General features: G+C 65.6%; 17 protein-coding genes. 15 read left to right on the plus strand and 2 right to left on the minus strand.

Annotated features, from left to right (window positions below; genetic code table 11):
* The first annotated feature begins 152 nt into the window (after positions 1-152).
* The 14 genes from ACIBJI_RS24845 (at position 153) to ACIBJI_RS24910 (ending at position 13,641) form a co-directional block, all read left to right on the plus strand.
* Positions 153-1,280 carry a glycosyltransferase family 4 protein gene (locus ACIBJI_RS24845; RefSeq protein ID WP_364345233.1) on the plus strand — a complete coding sequence of 376 codons (1,128 nt, stop codon included), beginning with the start codon at positions 153-155 and terminating at the stop codon, positions 1,278-1,280.
* Between the two features lie 351 nt (positions 1,281-1,631).
* The gene (locus ACIBJI_RS24850) at positions 1,632-2,021 is read left to right on the plus strand and encodes a polyketide cyclase / dehydrase and lipid transport (protein ID WP_397086147.1); all 390 of its coding nucleotides are present in this window, start codon (positions 1,632-1,634) and stop codon (positions 2,019-2,021) included.
* 46 nt (positions 2,022-2,067) lie between these two features.
* Positions 2,068-2,505, plus strand: coding sequence for an SRPBCC family protein (locus ACIBJI_RS24855; protein WP_397086149.1), 438 nt, complete (start codon positions 2,068-2,070; stop codon positions 2,503-2,505).
* Positions 2,505-3,797 carry an ArsA family ATPase gene (locus ACIBJI_RS24860; RefSeq protein ID WP_397086271.1) on the plus strand — a complete coding sequence of 431 codons (1,293 nt, stop codon included), beginning with the start codon at positions 2,505-2,507 and terminating at the stop codon, positions 3,795-3,797. Before ACIBJI_RS24855 ends, ACIBJI_RS24860 begins: the two co-directional genes overlap by 1 nt.
* 22 nt (positions 3,798-3,819) lie before the next feature.
* Positions 3,820-4,284: a hypothetical protein gene (locus tag ACIBJI_RS24865; protein WP_397086151.1), complete on the plus strand. Its 465-nt coding sequence runs from the start codon at positions 3,820-3,822 to the stop codon at positions 4,282-4,284.
* Entirely contained in the window at positions 4,281-5,294 is a 1,014-nt protein-coding gene (locus tag ACIBJI_RS24870) for an ROK family protein (RefSeq protein WP_364345241.1), read from the plus strand. Before ACIBJI_RS24865 ends, ACIBJI_RS24870 begins: the two co-directional genes overlap by 4 nt.
* A 134-nt stretch (positions 5,295-5,428) precedes the next feature.
* Positions 5,429-6,154 carry a lysophospholipid acyltransferase family protein gene (locus ACIBJI_RS24875; protein WP_364345243.1) on the plus strand — a complete coding sequence of 242 codons (726 nt, stop codon included), beginning with the start codon at positions 5,429-5,431 and terminating at the stop codon, positions 6,152-6,154.
* 87 nt (positions 6,155-6,241) lie between these two features.
* A complete protein-coding gene (locus ACIBJI_RS24880) occupies positions 6,242-6,931 on the plus strand; it encodes a phosphoribosylanthranilate isomerase (protein WP_396958639.1) in 690 nt (229 codons plus the stop codon).
* A gap of 327 nt (positions 6,932-7,258) precedes the next feature.
* Positions 7,259-8,881: a cytochrome bc complex cytochrome b subunit gene (locus ACIBJI_RS24885; RefSeq protein WP_397086154.1), complete on the plus strand. Its 1,623-nt coding sequence runs from the start codon at positions 7,259-7,261 to the stop codon at positions 8,879-8,881.
* Complete coding sequence (locus ACIBJI_RS24890; protein WP_397086156.1) at positions 8,878-9,105, plus strand: hypothetical protein; 228 nt, start codon at positions 8,878-8,880, stop codon at positions 9,103-9,105. Before ACIBJI_RS24885 ends, ACIBJI_RS24890 begins: the two co-directional genes overlap by 4 nt.
* Before the next feature lie 124 nt (positions 9,106-9,229).
* On the plus strand, positions 9,230-9,694 hold the full coding sequence (locus ACIBJI_RS24895) for a nitroreductase/quinone reductase family protein (RefSeq protein WP_364345251.1): 465 nt from the start codon (positions 9,230-9,232) through the stop codon (positions 9,692-9,694).
* A 73-nt stretch (positions 9,695-9,767) separates the two neighbouring features.
* Positions 9,768-11,327 (plus strand): alkaline phosphatase D family protein, encoded by a 1,560-nt coding sequence (locus ACIBJI_RS24900; protein ID WP_364345253.1) that lies wholly within the window; start codon positions 9,768-9,770, stop codon positions 11,325-11,327.
* Positions 11,328-11,379: 52 nt separating this feature from the next.
* Positions 11,380-12,657, plus strand: coding sequence for an FAD-binding oxidoreductase (locus ACIBJI_RS24905; RefSeq protein WP_364345255.1), 1,278 nt, complete (start codon positions 11,380-11,382; stop codon positions 12,655-12,657).
* A 147-nt stretch (positions 12,658-12,804) separates the two neighbouring features.
* On the plus strand, positions 12,805-13,641 hold the full coding sequence (locus ACIBJI_RS24910; protein ID WP_364345257.1) for an SDR family NAD(P)-dependent oxidoreductase: 837 nt from the start codon (positions 12,805-12,807) through the stop codon (positions 13,639-13,641).
* Between the two features lie 184 nt (positions 13,642-13,825).
* Here the strand turns inward: ACIBJI_RS24910 and ACIBJI_RS24915 are convergent, their stop codons facing one another.
* Positions 13,826-14,242, minus strand: coding sequence for a cytochrome c oxidase subunit 4 (locus tag ACIBJI_RS24915; RefSeq protein ID WP_040688533.1), 417 nt, complete (start codon positions 14,240-14,242; stop codon positions 13,826-13,828).
* 13 nt (positions 14,243-14,255) lie between these two features.
* The gene (locus ACIBJI_RS24920) at positions 14,256-15,308 is read right to left on the minus strand and encodes a cytochrome c oxidase subunit II (protein WP_364345712.1); all 1,053 of its coding nucleotides are present in this window, start codon (positions 15,306-15,308) and stop codon (positions 14,256-14,258) included.
* Positions 15,309-15,952: 644 nt separating this feature from the next.
* Here ACIBJI_RS24920 and asnB point away from each other — a divergent pair.
* Positions 15,953-17,896, plus strand: a complete 1,944-nt coding sequence (gene asnB, locus ACIBJI_RS24925) for an asparagine synthase (glutamine-hydrolyzing) (RefSeq protein WP_364345714.1) — start codon at positions 15,953-15,955, stop codon at positions 17,894-17,896.
* The last annotated feature ends 202 nt before the right edge of the window (positions 17,897-18,098 follow it).

Consider the following 18,098-nt stretch of genomic DNA (forward strand, 5'->3'; position numbering starts at 1 on the left):
TCGCGTCCGAGCCGTCGAAGCGCATGCGACGCAGTCGCGAGTCTCGACGGCTCGGACGCGAGACACCAGGGGGCCGCGAACCCGCCGCGCCGCAGGCGCGGCAATTAGACACAGCCGCAGGTGCGGCAAATCCAACACAGTAGTTTGTTCGCATGGCCCGAACTCTGCTGGTTACCAACGATTTCCCGCCGCGGCCGGGCGGTATCCAGTCGTATCTGCAGGCGTTGGCTGGTGAGCTGCCGCCCGATGATCTGGTCGTTTACGCTCCGCGGTGGCGTGGTGACAGTCATCTGAAATTCGATGCGAAGCAGAAGTTCCAGGTGGTGCGCCATCCGACCACGTTGATGTTGCCGACCCCGCTGGTGCTGCGGCGGGCGGCACGCCTGCTGCGCAGCGAGAACTGCGACACGGTGTGGTTCGGTGCGGCGGCGCCGCTGGCGCTGCTGTCACCGAGGCTGCGGCGCGCGGGCGCCTCCCGGATTCTGGCCAGTACGCACGGCCACGAGGTCGGCTGGTCCATGCTGCCGGGTGCGCGGCAGGCGTTGCGCGCGATCGGTGAGCACACTGATGTCGTCACCTATGTCAGCAGATATACGCGCGGGCGGTTCGCTTCGGCGTTCGGACCGAATGCCTCGCTCGAGTATCTGCCGCCGGGAGTGGATACCGAGGTGTTCCGACCGGATCCGGCCGCGCGCGCGGAATTGCGTGAACGCTACGGACTCGGCGATCGCCCGACTGTCCTGTGCCTTTCCCGACTGGTTCCGCGCAAGGGCCAGGACGCATTGATCGTCGCCATGCTCGAGATCCGCGCGCGGATTCCCGGTGCGGTGCTGGTGATCGCGGGCGGCGGACCATACGAGGAAAAATTGCACGCGCTCGCGGCGGCCATCGGTGTCGGCGATGACGTGATCTTCACCGGCCGGGTACCGTCCAGCGAACTGGCGGCCCACCACACCCTGGCCGATGTGTTTGCCATGCCGAGCCGCACCCGCGGGGCCGGCCTCGATGTCGAAGGTCTTGGCATCGTGTATCTGGAGGCCTCGGCGTCTGGAGTGCCGGTGGTCGCCGGACGGTCCGGTGGTGCGCCGGAGACCGTGTTGGAGGGCAAGACCGGCCGCGTCGTCGATGGACGCAAGACCACCGAAATCGCCGCCGCCATCGTCGAGATCCTGTCCGATCGCGATGCCGCCGCCGAGATGGGCGCGGCGGGACGCGCGTGGGTCGAGGAACGGTGGCGCTGGGATAGCCTGGGCGCTCGGCTGCGTCAACTGCTGCAATAAAGGCGACGGCGGCTCACAGGTCGGGACTGTGATCTACTACGCTCGGGCTGTGAACGAGCGCCGGCGAGTGAACCAAAGACACAGCGCGCATTTGCGCACGGCGGAGCCGAGCGTCAGCGAGGCGCAGCCGTGAGCGAGCGAACCATGTGCCAGCGCGCTCTGCGCACGGCGGAGCCGAGCGTCAGCGAGGCGAAGTCGTGAGCGAGCGAAGCGAGCGAACCATGTGCCAGCGCGCTCTGCGCACGGCGGAGCCGAGCGTCAGCGAGGCGAAGTCGTGAGCGAGCGAAGCGAGCGAACCATGTGCCAGCGCGCTCTGCGCACGGCGGAGCCGAGCGTCAGCGAGGCGAAGCCGTGAGCAGTATTCAGGTCGCTGATCAGACGTTTGTCGCCGCCCCCGGGGCGGCGGTCGCCGAGATCCTGTCCGGGGAGAACAATTGGCGCCGCTGGTGGCCCGATCTGACCCTCGGCGTCCGGGAAGACCGGGCCGACAAGGGTATTCGCTGGTCGATCGCCGGTGCGCTGACCGGAACCATGGAAGTATGGCTGGAGCCCGCTCTGGATGGGGTGATCCTGCATTACTTCCTGCACGCCGAACCGAAGGCGCCGACACGGGATCTGGCCGCAGCCAATCGGGCGCGCCGGGTGGCGGGCAAGGATATGTCGTTCGAGATCAAGGCCAGGCTGGAGGCGGGCCGCGCGGCCGGTGTCGCACCGGCACACACCGTCCCGACCGCCCGCTGACGCACACGAGCACAGCAGAAGCAGCTGAAAGGAATCGTTGTCCGCCATGGCCGACAGGACCCAGAGGTCGATCATCATCGATGCACCGTCGCAGCGGGTGATGTCCGTCATCGCCGATCTGGAGTCCTACCCGGAGTGGGTCTCGGCGGCCAAAACCGTTGAGGTGCTGGAGAAGAGCGCCGAGGGCCGAGCTCGGACCGCGCGCTTCGTTCTGGATGCCGGAGTTGTCAAGGACACCTATGTGCTGTCCTACACCTGGCGGCCGGACGACAAATCGGTCAGCTGGACGTTGATCAGCGGTGAACTGCAGAAGGCGCAGGACGGCACCTACCAACTCGTGGACCAGCCCGACGGCACCACCGAGGTGACCTATGAGCTGACCGTCGACCTGAATATCCCGATGATCGGCATGTTCAAGCGCAAGGCCGAGAAGGTGATCACCGATACCGCGCTCAAGGAACTGAAGAAACGGGTCGAAGGCTGATCGCGCACAAACCCGAGGCGGCCGGTACTCGGGTCGAACTATTCATCGGCAAAGGCGGGGTCGGCAAGACGACATTGGCCTGCGCTACCGCCATGGCCTATGTCAGGGCGGGGCAGCGGGTGCTGGTGGCCTCGCTGGATCAGGCGCATTCGCTCGGTGACGCACTCGGCTTCCGATTTCCGCACGATCCAGGCACCGTGCCCGGGGTCGCGAGCGTACTGCCCGGCCTCGATGTGATCGAGGTCGATTCCCTTGCGCTGTTGGAGGATCGGTTCCGCGAGGTGGTGCGCGTGCTCGCGACCGGAACCGACCACGATCACGGCATCGACCTGGCAGCACTGGATCCGGCGGAACTGACCGGACTGCCCGGCGTGCAGGAACTGCTGATGCTGGTGGAGATCACCCAGTTCGCCGCCGAGGACGACTGGGATGTGATCGTCGTGGACTGTCCGCCCTCGGCGGACATGTTGCGCATCATCACCGCGCCGGAAACCCTGCTCGGTTATGTGGAGCGGATATGGCCGCCGCATGAGCGGGCGATGAGTATGGTCGGCACCGATCTGCGGCGCGTGGTGCTGGCCACCACGGTCGAACGGATCGTCAAGGCGGTGACCGAGGTACGCGACCTGCTCGCCGATCACGGCCGCACCGGTGCGCGACTGATCACCGTCGCCGAACAGGTCGCCATCGCCGAATCGGAGCGGGTGCGTTCGGCGGCGGCGCTGCTCGGGCTGCGGCTGGACGCGGTGGTGGTGAACAAGGTGCTGCCCGCCGTGCCCCCGCCGACCGCACTCGAGGTGGCCGCCCATCCCGCCGTGCAGTGGTATGTGAATCGACGCGCCGAACAATTGGATGTGGTGAACCGGCTGCAACGGGGTATGAACGGGACACGGGTGCTGATCGCACAGCACACCGGGCCCGAACCGGTCGGGCTCACGTCCCTGTCCGCGCTGTCGTATGCGATGGATTCGGGTGAGCGGTTGAATGCCGACTCGAAGCTGAGCGACAATCCGGCGGAGGTTCGCACAAGTTCCGGCGAGCCGGTGGTTCGATTGGAATCGGGCACCGGTCTGCATTCGGTGTACGCGTTGCGGATGCACCTGCCCGTCGTCGATCCGGCGACGTTGCGACTGGGACGAGTGGAGGACGATTTGATCGTGGGAGCGGACGGGGTCCGACGCCGGGTGCGCCTGGCGCCGGTATTGCGGCGGTGCACGGTCGACGGCGCCGAACTCGACGACGGCTATCTGATCGTGCGTTTCCACCCGGACCCGGAAGTGTGGCCGGTATGAGCGAGCTCAGCGAGGCGCAGGCATGAGCGAATCGAATGACTGGCCCGGCGCTGCCGAGCCCGGTGACGGCCTCGGCGAATTCGCCGAGGAATTGAAGCTGCTGGCCGAGGCGGTGCTCGAACGGGTCGAACCCGTACTGCGCCGCGCGGCCGACGGACAGCCGGACTGGTCGAGCTGCAGTTGGTGCCCGGTCTGCGCGGCCGCGGCGCTGGTGCGCGGTGAGCATCACGATGTGCTTGCGGTGGTGGCCGAGCACGGAACCGCGATCGTCACGGTACTGCGCGAGGCGCTCGCAGGGGTCCCGGTCGATCCGGTCATGCCCGAAGACGGTGTGCCGCACGATCATTCGTTCGCTCCCGAAAAGCACGACGACGCACCGGATACGGAATCCACACCTGCCGAAGCGGATACCCGCACGCGGCAGTCGAACTCGTCCGGGCGCAAGCGATCCCGCTATATCGGCATCCCCGTAACGATCAAGGCATGACGGCGCGAGTAGCGGATGCGCGACCACTGACCGTCGGAATCGACGTCGGCGGCACCAATATTCGCGCATCGGTGGTCGACGGCGACGGCGAGGTGCTCGACACCGTGGTGGCGCCGACACCGCATTCGGCACGCGCGCTGGAGAACGCGCTGGATCGCGCGGTCCGCGAACTGTGCCGCAGACATCCGATCGGCGCGGTCGGCCTGGCAGTCGCCGGGTTCATCAACGCCGATCGCTCGACGGTGCGCTTCGCACCGCACCTACCCTGGCAGGACACCCCGGTCGCGCAGCGGCTCACCGAACGCCTCGAACTGCCGGTGATCCTCGAGCACGACGCCAATGCCGCCATGTGGGCCGAGTACCGATTCGGTGCGGCCGCGGGCGGACACAATTCAGTGCTCGTCGCGATCGGCACCGGCATCGGCGCGGCGCTGCTCATCGACGGCGAACTGTATCGGGGCACGCACGGTGTCGCACCCGAGCTGGGACATCTGCAGGTAGTGCCCCAGGGCCGGTCCTGTCCGTGTGGCAAGCGCGGCTGCTGGGAAAGGTATTGCAGCGGAACGGCTCTGGTCGATACCGCGATCGAAATGCTGGCCACCGATCCGGTGCATTCGACCGTGCTGGCGCGTGAGGTGCTGCGCGATCCCGGTTCGCTGACCGGACGCCGGGTGGCCGGGGCCGCCCAGGACGGCGACCCGTTGGCCGTGGCGGTCATGGCCGATTTCGCCCGCTGGCTCGGGCTCGGGCTGGCATTCGTCAGCGATATCTTCGATCCCGGGCTGATCGTGATCGCCGGTGGCGTAAGCAGTTCGGCGCCGCAGTTCCTGGACGAGGCGCGCGAGGAGTACGCGCGGGCGATCACCGGTGCGGGGCATCGACCACTCGCCAGGATTCGGACCACGCAGCTCGGTGAGGCGGCGGGGATGATCGGCGCGGCGGAGCTCGCCAGGGCCACCCTCGCCGAGACCGGCCGCGGCCGTTCCTGGGTGGCTCGTTCCACCCACTGAGTGGTCGGTTATCAGTACTCGAGAACATGTGGTGAGATACGCCGCTCGGCTTGGATGTGATCTCTACCCAGCGGTAAAGTCGGCAACAGACGGTTGTACCCGTAAACGATCCCGGCCGCGGGGGTTAGGACGCCATGCTCTACTGGATGCTGAAGTACCTGTTCCCAGGACCGTTCATGCACCTCTACAACCGTCCGGCGGTCGAAGGCGTGGAACATATCCCCGCCGACGGACCGGCCATCCTGGCCGGGAACCACCTGTCTTTCTCCGACTGGTTGTTCGCTCCCCTGATGAGCCCGCGTCGGATCAGCTATCTCGCCAAGGCCGAGTACTTCACCGCCCCTGGCTTCAAGGGCTGGCTGCAGAAGTTCTTCTTCAGCGCCACCGGCCAGTACCCGATCGACCGCAGCGGCGCCGGCGCGGCCGATGATGCGCTCAACGCCGCACGCAAACTGCTCGACAAGGGTCACCTCGTCGGCCTCTACCCGGAGGGCACCCGCTCCCCCGACGGTCGCCTGTACAAGGGCAAGACCGGCCTGGCCCGTCTCGCGCTCGAGACCGGCGTCCCCGTTATCCCGGTCGCGGTCATCGGCACCTTCGAGGTCTGCCCGCCCGGGCCGTTTCGTTGGCGCCGCCACAAGGTGACCGTCAAATTCGGCGCCCCCATCGACTTTTCCCGCTACGAAGGCATGGGCGGCAACCGCTTCGTCGAACGCGCCGTCACCGATGAGGTCATGTACGAACTCATGCAACTCGGCGGCCAGGAATACGTCGACGTCTACGCCGCCAGCCTGAAGAAGGGTGTCCCCAGCGGTCCGGCCCCCGAACCCACCCGCATCCCGGAGACGGCCGCCAGCTAGCCCTCCTACCTCCACGAGCCCGGTGCCGAACGCACCGGGCTCGTTCGGTTTTCGGTGGTTGCACAGCCCGGCGCATATCGTTTAGTCGTGACGGTGCGGGCAAAGATTTGCGGGATCAGGTCCGAAGACGATCTGCGGATCGCGCTGGCCGCCGGTGCCGACGCCATCGGATTGATCTCCGGTATTACCCATTTCAGCGAAGATGCCCTCGACGCCGAACACGCCGAGGCGCTGTCGCGGCTCGTTCCCCCCTTCGTCACCCGTGTCCTGGTCACCCATCTGGAGGACGCGGCCGCGATCGTGAACCTAGCCGACCGAATCGGCGTGGACGCAATCCAGGTGCACGGTCTCGTCGCCATCGACACTGTTCGTGAAGTCCGCAAGACCGCTGGTGGCCGGAAGATCATCAAGGCGGTGCACGTCACGGGACCGGAGGCGACTGACGCCGCACGTCAGGCCGCCGCGGATTGCGATGCGGTACTACTCGATTCACGCACCGCGGACCGCTTGGGCGGCACCGGACGAACCCACGACTGGTCGGTGAGCGCGGCCATCGTGACAGCGCTGCACGAACTGGGCTGCCCGGTCATCCTCGCCGGTGGGCTCGGCCCGGACAATGTCGCCGATGCCATCGCACGGGTGCGTCCGTTCGCGGTGGACGTCAATAGCGGGGTCGAAACAGCCACCGGGGCTAAACAATCCGAAGCATGTGCGGCGTTCGTGGCGGCAGCGCACCGGATGCCCGGGGCGTTCGCGCCTCGAGTCCTACGGCCATGAGCACCAGCAGTAGTGCAAGGGATTCGGTACCCTACCGGCCGATCGGCGGCCCGCCGCTCGCGGATGGGCGATCTCGGCAACACCGGGTCGCCGCATTGAACGAACTCCCCGAGCCCTGACGAGATCTCCGTCACACGGCGGTGCCTCCCATCAGGGGCATTCGCCCGCTGATTCGCACTCCGGCAAAACCTCTCACATCCACGCCGTCACGTTTCGGACCGCTCAACCGTCTTATGCGTACCGGTTTCCGATCGAGGAGGAGATGACAATGCCTGTGCTGTCCATTCGTCACGAGGTGGCGCCACTCGGCTCGGACGGGAGCCAGCGATGAGTTCGAAGGTGGCGCGGCATGCCGACGCCGCGGATGAGCGGTACCGCGCCGCGGCCTTCGTGAAACGCTCGATCAATAAGGTCTTTCCGACGCATTGGGCCTTCCTGCTCGGCGAGATCGCCTTGTACAGCTTCATCATTCTGCTGATCTCGGGCATCTACCTGACGCTGTACTTCGATCCATCGATGACCGAAGTGGTCTACGACGGCGCGTATCAACCGCTGCGCGGTGTGCATATGTCGGCGGCTTATGCCAGCTCCCTGGACATTTCGTTCGAGGTGCGCGGCGGTCTGTTCGTCCGGCAGGTACACCATTGGGCCGCGCTGATGTTCCTGGCCGCGATAGTCGTGCACTGCCTGCGGATCTTCTTCACCGGCGCGTTCCGCAAACCGCGCGAAGCGAATTGGGTGATCGGGTCGACGCTGTTGATACTGGCCATGTTCGAGGGCTACTTCGGCTACAGCCTGCCCGATGACCTGTTGTCGGGCACCGGCCTGCGTTCACCGCTCGGCGGGATCACGATGAGCATCCCGATCGTCGGCACCTGGATCCACTTCGCCCTTTTCGGCGGCGAATTTCCGGGCGAGGTGCTGATTCCTCGTCTGTTCATCACGCATGTGCTGCTATTCCCGGGCATCATGCTCGCGCTGATCGCAGCGCATATCGCGCTGGTCTGGTATCAGAAGCACACGCAGTTCCCGGGGGCGGGTCGCACCGAGCGCAATGTCATCGGTGCGCGCATCGTGCCGGTCTTCGCGGCGGACCAGGGTGCGTTCTTCATGTTCACCCTCGCCACGGTCGCGGTCATGGGCGGTGTCTTCCAGATCAATCCGATCTGGGAACTCGGGCCCTACAACCCAGCGCAGGTGTCGGCGGGTTCGCAACCGGACTTCTACATGATGTGGACCGATGGCCTGGCCCGGCTCATGCCGCCGTGGGAGATATACCTCGGCAACTACACCATCCCGGCGGCGTTCTGGGTGGCGGTCGTGATGGGGCTGGTGCTCGTGATCCTGCCCGCCTATCCATGGATCGAGAAGCGGCTCACCAAGGATTACGCGGCACACAATCTGTTGCAGCGGCCGCGAGATGTGCCGGTGCGCAGCGGAATCGGCGCGATGGCGATCACCTTCTATGTGGTGCTGACGCTCAGCTGTGTCAATGACATCATCGCGTTGAAGTTCGACATCTCGCTCAATGCCACCACCTGGATGGGCCGCATCGGCCTGTTGATCGCACCCCCGATCGCGTACTTCATGACCTATAGGTTCTGTATCGGTCTGCAGCGCAGTGACCGGGCGGTGCTGGAGCACGGCATCGAAACGGGCATAATCAAGCGACTGCCGCACGGTGAGTATGTCGAGGTGCACCAGGCGCTCGGGCCGGTCGACGAGCACGGTCATCCGATCCCAATGGCCTACCAGGGCGCGGCGATCCCGAAGAAGATGAACAAACTCGGTTCGGCGGGCAAACCGGGCACCGGTAGCTTCCTGCGACCCGATCCCGCGGCGGAATCCGAGCGGTTCTTCGAGATCGAGCACGCCGAGGAGCGCAAACAGCTCGCCGTGCTGCAGAAGTACCAGGACCGAAGCACCGACGGCGAAAGGCACACCCCATGATGTGGCTCACGCGCTCGCATGAGCCGGTCACCGAGGACTACGGGCTGCTCGTCGCGGCAGCGACGGTCGCCACTGAAGCCACCGCCCGCACGGTCCGCGGCCTATTGCGTGATAACGGGATCCGCGCCACCACCGGCCCGGCTCACCCGGCCCGCCACCGGGTACTCGTCTTCCCGGAAGACGCCGTCCGTGCATTCGAAATCCTCTGCGACAACACCTGCTGAGGCGTGCACCAGAAGACCCGAACCATCGGTTCGGGGTCTTCTGTCATCTGGCGTCCGGCCCCGAAATGATCACCGAAGTGGAATGCTGTTAGGCGGACAGTTCCGAGCGGTAGGGGAGCGAATCATGAGTTTTCAAAAGATTCCGGCGGGCACCCGAGGTTCCCGACCGCCCTCACCCAATCCGGTATTCCGTTTCTTCATCCGGGCGATGGAGCGATATCACCGCTTCCGCCACGACCGATTCATGGGGATGGACCTGCTGTATCTGACCACCGTCGGCGCGAAGAGCGGTGCGGAGCGTCAGGTGACGGTGAGCCGGTTTCCGGCCGATGACGGCGGCTGGCTGATCGTCGCCTCCATGGGCGGCGCGATCCAGCATCCGGGCTGGTATCACAATATCGCCGCACATCCGGATCAGGTCTGGGCCGAGGTGGGCGGTACGAAGTACCACGTCACGGCTGAACAGTTGGACGAGCAACGCCGTGAGCAGGCATGGAAGCAGATCACCGCCGTGCAACCGCGCTATCTCGGCTACCAGAAGAAGACCGACCGACTCATTCCGATCATCGAACTCCGACCACGCAGCTGATACCGGCCGCTTGTTGGCCGAGCCGATGATGGGAGTTCACATGGTGTTGGACTCCCTGCGCCAAGGTGAGCCAATGACTGGTTCGGACTTCGGCATCTCCCGGCGCACCCTGCTGCGCACCTGCGCCCTCGGTCCCGTCGCGGTCCCCGTGCTCGCCGCTTGCTCGAACGACGGACCCACGCTGGTCCGTCCTCGCCCGAATCTCACCCACGGCGTCGCGGTGGGCGATCCGCGCACCGATGGCGCGCTGATCTGGGCGCGCTCCGATCAGCCCGCGAAACTGATCGTGGAGACCGCCGCTACCGAATCGTTCACCGACGCCAAACGATTCACCGGCCCACTGCTCACCCCGGATTCCGATGGCACCGGGCGTGTGCGCGTCAACGGTCTGCCCGCGGGCCAGCTGGTGCACTACCGGGTCAGCCTGGAAGGCGAGGACGGCGCGACCTCCGAACCGATCACCGGGGTCTTCCGCACCGTGCCCGCTGCCGCGTCGGATATCAAACTGCAGTGGTCCGGCGATGTGGTCGGCCAGGGCTACGGCATCAACCCCGACCTCGGCGGTATGAAGATCTTCTCCGCCATGGCCGCGCGCGACCCGCACCTGTTCATCCACTCCGGTGATTCGATCTACGCCGATGGTCCGCTGCGGGAATCGGTGACGCTGCCCGACGGCCGGATCTGGCGCAATACCGTCTCCGAGGCGAAAAGCGCTGTCGCGCAGACGCTGGAGCAGTTCCGCGGCAACTATGCCTACAACCTGACCGACCAGAACTACCGCCGCTTCAATACCTCGGTCGCCCAGGTGGTCCAGTGGGACGATCACGAAACCGTCAACAACTGGTACCACGGCGGACTGGTCGCCGAGACCAAGGGTTACAGCGACCGCAGCATGGATATCCTCGCGACGCGCTCCTGGCAGGCCTTCCACGAGTGGATGCCGTTGGAGCCCAGGGAGGCCGTCGACGGCCGTCTCTACCGCAAGATCTCCTACGGTCCGCTCTTGGAGGTCTTCGTGCTCGATATGCGGACCTATAAGGACATCAACGACATCGACAACGGACCCACCGGTCGCATTTTCGGTCCGGAACAGACGAAGTGGCTCATCGCAGGTCTGCGCGATTCCAAGGCCACCTGGAAAATCGTCGCCAACGACCTACCGCTCGGACTTGTCGTCAAGGACGGTGAACAAAAAGTGACGGCCTACGAGGGCCCCGCCAATGGCGACAACGGCGCCCCATCCGGCCGGGAAACCGAAATCGCCCAAGTGCTCTCGGCGATCAAGGCGAACAAGGTGGGCGGCGTGGTCTGGCTGACCGCGGATGTGCACTACACCGCTGCCCACCACTACTCGCCCGAGCGCGCCGCCTTCACCGACTTCGACGAGTTCTGGGAGTTCGTGTCCGGACCGCTGAATGCCGGCGCGTTCGGCCCGAATCCGCTCGACGGCACCTTCGGGCCGGAGGCGATATTCGTGCACGCTCCCGCCGTTCAGAACGCCTCACCGCTGGATAGCTTCCAACATTTCGGCGAGGTACTGATCGATGGCAAGTCAAGAGAACTGACGGTCAATCTGTGCGATGCGACCGGATACGTCCTGTTCAGCCAGCGGCTGGCGCCGCCAGTCCGGTAACAGTAGAGATCGAACGAGCATCGGAGACCGCGCTGTGGTTAGCTTTCGATCCATGAGCACGCCGCACACTGTCGCCGCCGAAGAATATCTACCTCGTGACACCGCGGATGTCGTTCGTACGGTGCGGAATTCACGCGGTCGCGCGGAAAACCTCACGGTGCGTGGCGGCGAACCGATCGACGATGGTCTGTCGTTGCCCGATCCGCGCGCCGTGGTGTCGCTGCGGAAGATGAACGCGGTGCTCGATATCAACCTCGGCAGACGGACCGTGCGCGTGCAGGCGGGCGCCAAACTCTCCGATATCGATCGACGCCTCGGCGCGCACGGGCTCGGGCTGCCGATCGTCGGCGACCACCGCGATATCACCGCGGGCGGTTTCGCCTCGGTCGGCGGTGTCAGCACGGCATCGCACAAGTACGGCATGTTCATCGATCAGATCGTGGACCTGGAGTACGTCGATCCGGACGGACGCATCGGCACCTGCGGTCGCAACCACCACACCGAGCGCTTCCACCGGATCCTCGGCGCGGGCGGGCGCGCGGGCATCATCACCGCACTCACCCTCGATGCGGTCGACATCGATAAGGACCACACCTGGCTCACCACCGACGCCGACCGCTTCCTGGACTTCGACTCCTTCGTCGAACACGCCTACGCCGAAATCGCCCGGCCGGGCAATGTCGCACTGCAGGTCGGTCGTTGGGTCGATACCGCGCCGCTGAAGGTGTCGCGTCCGGTCGGCACCGGCCACGTGCAGTTGGGGACCGTGCGGTTCGGTCAGTGGTCGAGCCTCTACCCCACCACGCCCACCCGCTCGCTGCGTGCGCGACGTGAGGTCGGCACCAAGACCAGGAAGTCGTTGGGCGTCATCGCCTCTGCCGCGGGCGGGCGCGCGGGCGCACCGGTGCGCAATGCCGCGGCGGGCGCGCTCATGTTCGCCCCGAAGGTGCTGACACTGCGCGATGCGGAGTATCTGGCCGACACGGTCATCAGCTCCTCCGAACGCGGACCCGCCTACCGGGTCGCGATTTTCGCGCCGCTGTCGACCTACGCCTCGGTTTTCTACAGACTGCACGATTTATTTGCTGGACACCGGGAGCGGACCGGATGCTTCACCGTCATCTCCGCGATGACCTACGGCGTGCGCTCGAAGTACCTGCGTGAGGAGGCACAAGCGCACGGACTCGCGGTCGAGGACCACGGACTGATCACCTTCACCTGCCGTTTGCGGCCCTCCGCGCTGCCCTCAGAACTGTTGCGCGACATCGTTACCGGAATCGATGAGATCTGCGCATCCGAACACGCCCTGAGGTACGACTCCACGGATTAGACTGTGTCGCGCCGCATATAGTCGCCAGCAAATAGCCTCACCGTCCCTTCGGCGGTCGGCTATCTGTCGGCGGCGGCGGTCGCCTTCGGCACTGTCGGCGGGGTGTCGATGCGTTGGTTCAGCCCATCTACGGTGAAGGTTGCTCTGATGCTCGAATTCCGCACTGCCCCGACCCATCTGCCGGATCGTAAGCGTCAGCGGCCCGAATCCGTCAAGGGGCTACGGGTTCTCGTGACGGATGCGTGCTCCGAAATCGGTCGCGCCACCGCCACGCTGCTTGCCGCACAGGGGGCGCAGTTGCTGCTGGTCGCCCGGCGCGGGGATCAACTCGTCGCCACCTGCAATCAGATCGTCGATGCGGGCGGTGCGGCGAATTGGTTCCGCTGCGATATCTCCGCACTGGGTGATGTCGATCAGCTGGTCGAGTGGGTGCTCAGCGATTTCGGCCGGGTCGATGTGCTGATCAACAACGCGGGCCGACCGCTGCGCCGACCGGTCTCGCAATCACTGGATCGCTTCCGCGACTACCAGCGCATGATGGCGACCAACTACTTCGGCCCGCTGCGCCTGACGCTCGGCCTGCTGCCCGCCATGCTGGAATCCGGCTCCGGCCATGTGATCAATGTCGGCCCGTGGAGCCTGAAGACCGGCGCCACCCCGAATTTCGCCTCCTACGCCAGCTCCCAGGCCGCCTGGACCACCTTTGGTCAATGCGTGGACGCCGAACTCTCGCCGCGCGGCATCCAGGTGACCGACGTCCAATATCCGGCCGTGCAACCCGATACCGGCACCATCGCGCACTACGTCACCGAACCCGCACTGGAACCGTCCGACGCCGCCCGCCTGATCGAAACCGCCATCCGCACCCGCCCAGCCCGTCTCGAACCCCGCTTCGCGCGCACCCTGCGCGGACTGGCCGGCGTCGCACCCCGCTGCACCAACCGCATCCTCTCCCGCTTCGCCCGAGCGGACATGTCCGCGTGAACACTTTCGACGAGCATCCGGGATTCGTGCTGCGCGCACCGATCGACACACTGGTCCCGAAGCCCGATCGCGATCATTCATTACGACGCCGCGCGAGCCTCGGCCGTCGCACGCGGCAGACTGCGCCGAAACGCCGAAACGCCTCACCGGATTCCGGTGAGGCGCTTCGGAAAGGGCTATTCGCTCAGTGCTTTTCGGGGCCGAGGTAGTACTCGAACACGAGACCGGCGGCCGCACCGAGGATGCAGACCACACCGATGCCGATCAGCCAGAACTGGAAGAACGCCAGGCCGAGAGCGGTGATGGAGCCCGCGCCGGCCAGGGTGATGGGCCAGAAGCTGCCGGGCGAGAAGAAACCCAGATCGCCCGCGCCGTCCACGATCTCGGCATCCTCGTAGTCCTCCGGACGCAGGTCGAGGCGACGTGCGACGAAACGGAAGTAGGTGCCGATGATCAGCGACAGACCGGCGGTCAGCACCGTCGCGGTGGTGCCCGCCCACTCGACACCGGTCCGCGACTGGCCGGTGAAGTAGCCGTACACGACTGCCACGATGATGAAGAACACCGTGAGCAGTTCGAAAATCCGCGCTTCGATCTTCATTTCAGATCAGTCCTCACTTGCTCTCTACCGCGGACGCGCTCTTGGTGTCGCGCTTGGTGTTGAACGGCTGGGTGGAGGTCGCGACCGGGGATTCACCGATGGACTCGAGCGCCTCGGCGTTGGTCTTACCCGCCTTGCGCGCATCGATGTACTTGGTGAACTTCTCCGGCGATACCGCGCGGACCTCGAAGTTCATCATCGAGTGGAAGGTGCCGCACATCTCGGCGCAGCGGCCGACGAACGCGCCTTCCTTCTCGATCTTGGTGATCTGGAAGACGTTATCCGAGTGATTTTCCTTCGGATTCGGCATCACGTCGCGCTTGAACAGGAACTCCGGCACCCAGAAGGCGTGCACCACATCGGCGGCGGCCAGCTGGAATTCGATGTTCTTGCCGGTCGGCAGCACCAGCACCGGGATCTCACTGCTGGAGCCGACGGTCTCGACCTTGTCGTAGTGCAGGTAGGACAGGATGTCGTTCTCCGGCTTGCCGTGCACCGGGCCCGGCTGCGGGTGACCGTCCTTGGTCCGCTCCTTGTACTCCTCGAGCTGCTCCTGGTTGGCGTCCTCGCGGGCCTTATCGATGCCGTCGAAGCGGTAGCCGTCCTTGAAGTCGACATTGCGATAGCCGAACTTCCAGTTCCACTGGAAGGCCGTCACGTCAACAGTCACGTCCGGGTCGGCGACCTTCTCGTGCACGTAGTTCTGCACGACCACGGTGAAGTAGAACAGCACCGCGATGATGACGAACGGGACGGCCGTATAGGTCAGCTCCAACGGCACGTTGTAACCGGTCTGGCGCGGGAACTCCGGGGAGTCCTTCTTCTTGCGGTGGAAGGTGACGGTCCAGAAGGTCAGCCCCCACACCAGCACACCCATCGCCAATGCCGCGAGGACCGACCAGGTCCACAGTTCCCGCATCCGGGTGGCCTGCGGCGTGATGCCCGAGGGCCAGCCGAATCGCAGCCAAACATTGTCGATCGAGCAGCCCGAGACGAGCATCGCGGTGATCCCCAAGGACACCGCCAAGCCGACCCGCCGAAGGAGACGGCCCTGCCGACCCTTCACGGGTCGTGCCCCGATCTCTTCGCTCGCCTTGTGCGCCACGCTCACGCCTTCCTGGTCGCCACACATTCCGACAGTGCACCGCTCGGGTTGCGATCGCCCGGCGGTACGTCCTAAGCACGTTTCAGGGCATTCCGGTCTGCGCACGCGCCACCTAAGAATGTCCTGAGTACTACGCAGCGTAGACCAAACCGGCGCCCCGTTTGACGTCGGGTCGCATTCGACACTCCGCCGCCTCCGGGGGTGGGTCCGGTCACCCGGACATCGTCCCAGGACAGGGCGCGCGCCGCGACCGGATCCGATGCATGCGACGCACTCGGACACGACATTTCGGGTGCCAGGCGAGCTGCGCGTTCCTGCGCTCGACGCCGCACCGTCCACGCCGGACACGGCAGGCTGATCCGGTGGGGTGCGACGCACTCGGATATGAAATTTCGTCGCGCCGTCGGACGCCAACGAGGCATCGGTAGATCGCGGCACTCAGCGGGCCACGGCCTTCACGGAACACGGTGGGCGCGACACACGAATCCACCCAGTGCGGCATACTCGGACACGAGATTTCGTCCTGTGCGCCCACCTATCGGGCGCAGCCACCCAATGAATCGGGCCAGCGCCCGTACCAAGTAGGAAACGAGGTTGCCGACGCCGTGTGTGGACTGCTCGGATTTCTGACATCTGATGCGGCAACCGACGACGTGGTCGGGAGGGTGTACGACGCCCTGCACTGCGTGCGCCATCGCGGCCCGGACGAGCGCGGGACCTGGCACGACGATCACGTGATCTACGGTTTCAACCGGCTGTCGATCATCGATATCGAGCATTCGCACCAGCCGCTGCGCTGGGGACCAGCGCAGAACCGGGAACGCTACGCGCTGACCTTCAACGGTGAGATCTACAACTACATCGAGATCCGCGAGGAACTCGCGAAGGCGCATGCCGAGGAGTACCCGGACGGCAGGATCTTCGAGACCGAGGGCGATAGCGAGGCGATCGTCGCGGCCTTCCATTACTGGGGTCCGGAGGCGGTGCGCAAGCTGCGCGGCATGTTCGCGTTCGCGATCTGGGATACCGAAACCCAGGAGCTGTTCCTGGCGCGCGATCCGTTCGGGATCAAGCCGCTGTTCCTGGCGACGGGGCCGGGCGGGACCGCGTTCGGCAGTGAGAAGAAAAGTCTGCTGGAGTTGCTGCCCTCGCTCGGGCTGTCCGATGCGCTGGACCCGCGGGCGCTGGAGCACTACACGGTGCTGCAGTACGTGCCGGAGCCGGAGACGCTGCACAAGGACATCCGTCGGCTGGAATCCGGGCACTACGCGACCGTGCGTGCGGGTGCGGCGCCGCAGATCACGCGCTACTTCAACCCGCAGTTCAAGGTACGGCCCTTCGCCCCCGGTTCGGCGGCCGCCCGATATCGCGATATCGCCGAAGCCCTCGAGGACTCGGTCGCCAAGCATATGCGCGCGGATGTGACGGTCGGATCGTTCCTGTCCGGCGGCATCGACTCCACTGCCGTCGCCGCGCTGGCCATGCGGCACAACCCGAAGCTGATCACCTTCACCACCGGCTTCGAACGCGAGGGCTATTCCGAGGTCGATGTGGCCGCCGAGAGCGCGGAGGCGATCGGCGCGCGGCACATCGTCAAGGTGGTCTCCCCCGCCGAGTTCGCGGCCGCTATTCCCGAAATCGTCTGGTACCTCGACGATCCTGTGGCCGATCCGGCGCTGGTTCCGCTGTACTTCGTGGCCAAGGAGGCTCGCAAGCACGTCAAGGTGGTGCTCTCCGGTGAGGGCGCCGACGAGCTGTTCGGCGGCTACACGATCTACCGGGAACCGTTGTCGCTCAAGCCCTTCGAGTACTTGCCGGGCGGGGTGCGCAAGCTGGCGGGCAAGCTCTCGGAGCGGATTCCGGACGGCACACGCGGTAAAAGCCTGCTGCACCGCGGTTCACTGCCCTTGGAGCAGCGCTACTACGGCAATGCGCGCAGCTTCAGCGATGCGCAACTGCGCGCGGTGCTGCGCGAATTCCGGCCGGAATGGACGCACCAGGACGTCACCGCGCCGATCTACGCGCAGTCACGCGGCTGGGATCCGGTGGCGCGCATGCAGCATCTGGATCTCTACACCTGGCTGCGCGGCGATATCCTGGTCAAAGCCGACAAGATGACCATGGCGAATTCGCTCGAGCTGCGCGTACCTTTCCTGGACTCCGAGGTGCTGCAGGTCGCCGAGCAGCTGCCCTACGAGCAGAAGATCACCAAGGAGACCACGAAATACGCACTGCGCCAGGCGCTCGAGGGCATCGTGCCGCCGCACGTGCTGCACCGGGCGAAGCTGGGTTTCCCTGTCCCGCTGCGGCATTGGTTGCGCGGCACCGAACTGTACGACTGGGCGCACCTGCAGATCGCCGAATCGCAGACCGATCACCTGCTGGACAAGGGCGCGATCAAGGGCATGCTGGAAGACCACCGCGCGGGCCGCGGCGACCACAGCCGCCGGCTGTGGACGCTGCTGGTCTTCATGGTCTGGCACGGGATCTTCGTCGAGAAGCGCATCACTCCCGATATCCAGGAGCCGGTCTACCCGGTCTCGCTCTAATCGCTGCCGCCGCGCACGTTTCGCCCGCCGCGCACCGATTCCCGAGCAAACCCGTGCGCGACGCGACACAACGCGCGCGGCACCGTCGATGCAATGCGACTGTGCCGCACATCTTTTCGCGCGCCGCGCATGGATTGGCCCGGTGAATTCGTACGTGTCGCGCGAAAACGTCCGCGGCAGCGGAGGTGTCGTCACCTCGGTG

Source organism: Nocardia sp. NPDC050408 (assembly GCF_044458905.1).
Classification (GTDB): domain Bacteria; phylum Actinomycetota; class Actinomycetes; order Mycobacteriales; family Mycobacteriaceae; genus Nocardia.

Coding starts and splice junctions, on each gene's coding strand:
- ACIBJI_RS24845 (WP_364345233.1), top strand. CDS start 153: ATGGCCCGAACTCTGCTGGTTACCAACGATTTCCCGCCGCGGCCGGGC.
- ACIBJI_RS24855 (WP_397086149.1), top strand. CDS start 2,068: ATGGCCGACAGGACCCAGAGGTCGATCATCATCGATGCACCGTCGCAG.
- ACIBJI_RS24865 (WP_397086151.1), top strand. CDS start 3,820: ATGAGCGAATCGAATGACTGGCCCGGCGCTGCCGAGCCCGGTGACGGC.
- ACIBJI_RS24870 (WP_364345241.1), top strand. CDS start 4,281: ATGACGGCGCGAGTAGCGGATGCGCGACCACTGACCGTCGGAATCGAC.
- ACIBJI_RS24875 (WP_364345243.1), top strand. CDS start 5,429: ATGCTCTACTGGATGCTGAAGTACCTGTTCCCAGGACCGTTCATGCAC.
- ACIBJI_RS24885 (WP_397086154.1), top strand. CDS start 7,259: ATGAGTTCGAAGGTGGCGCGGCATGCCGACGCCGCGGATGAGCGGTAC.
- ACIBJI_RS24890 (WP_397086156.1), top strand. CDS start 8,878: ATGATGTGGCTCACGCGCTCGCATGAGCCGGTCACCGAGGACTACGGG.
- ACIBJI_RS24895 (WP_364345251.1), top strand. CDS start 9,230: ATGAGTTTTCAAAAGATTCCGGCGGGCACCCGAGGTTCCCGACCGCCC.
- ACIBJI_RS24900 (WP_364345253.1), top strand. CDS start 9,768: ATGACTGGTTCGGACTTCGGCATCTCCCGGCGCACCCTGCTGCGCACC.
- ACIBJI_RS24905 (WP_364345255.1), top strand. CDS start 11,380: ATGAGCACGCCGCACACTGTCGCCGCCGAAGAATATCTACCTCGTGAC.
- ACIBJI_RS24910 (WP_364345257.1), top strand. CDS start 12,805: ATGCTCGAATTCCGCACTGCCCCGACCCATCTGCCGGATCGTAAGCGT.
- ACIBJI_RS24915 (WP_040688533.1), bottom strand. CDS start 14,242: ATGAAGATCGAAGCGCGGATTTTCGAACTGCTCACGGTGTTCTTCATC.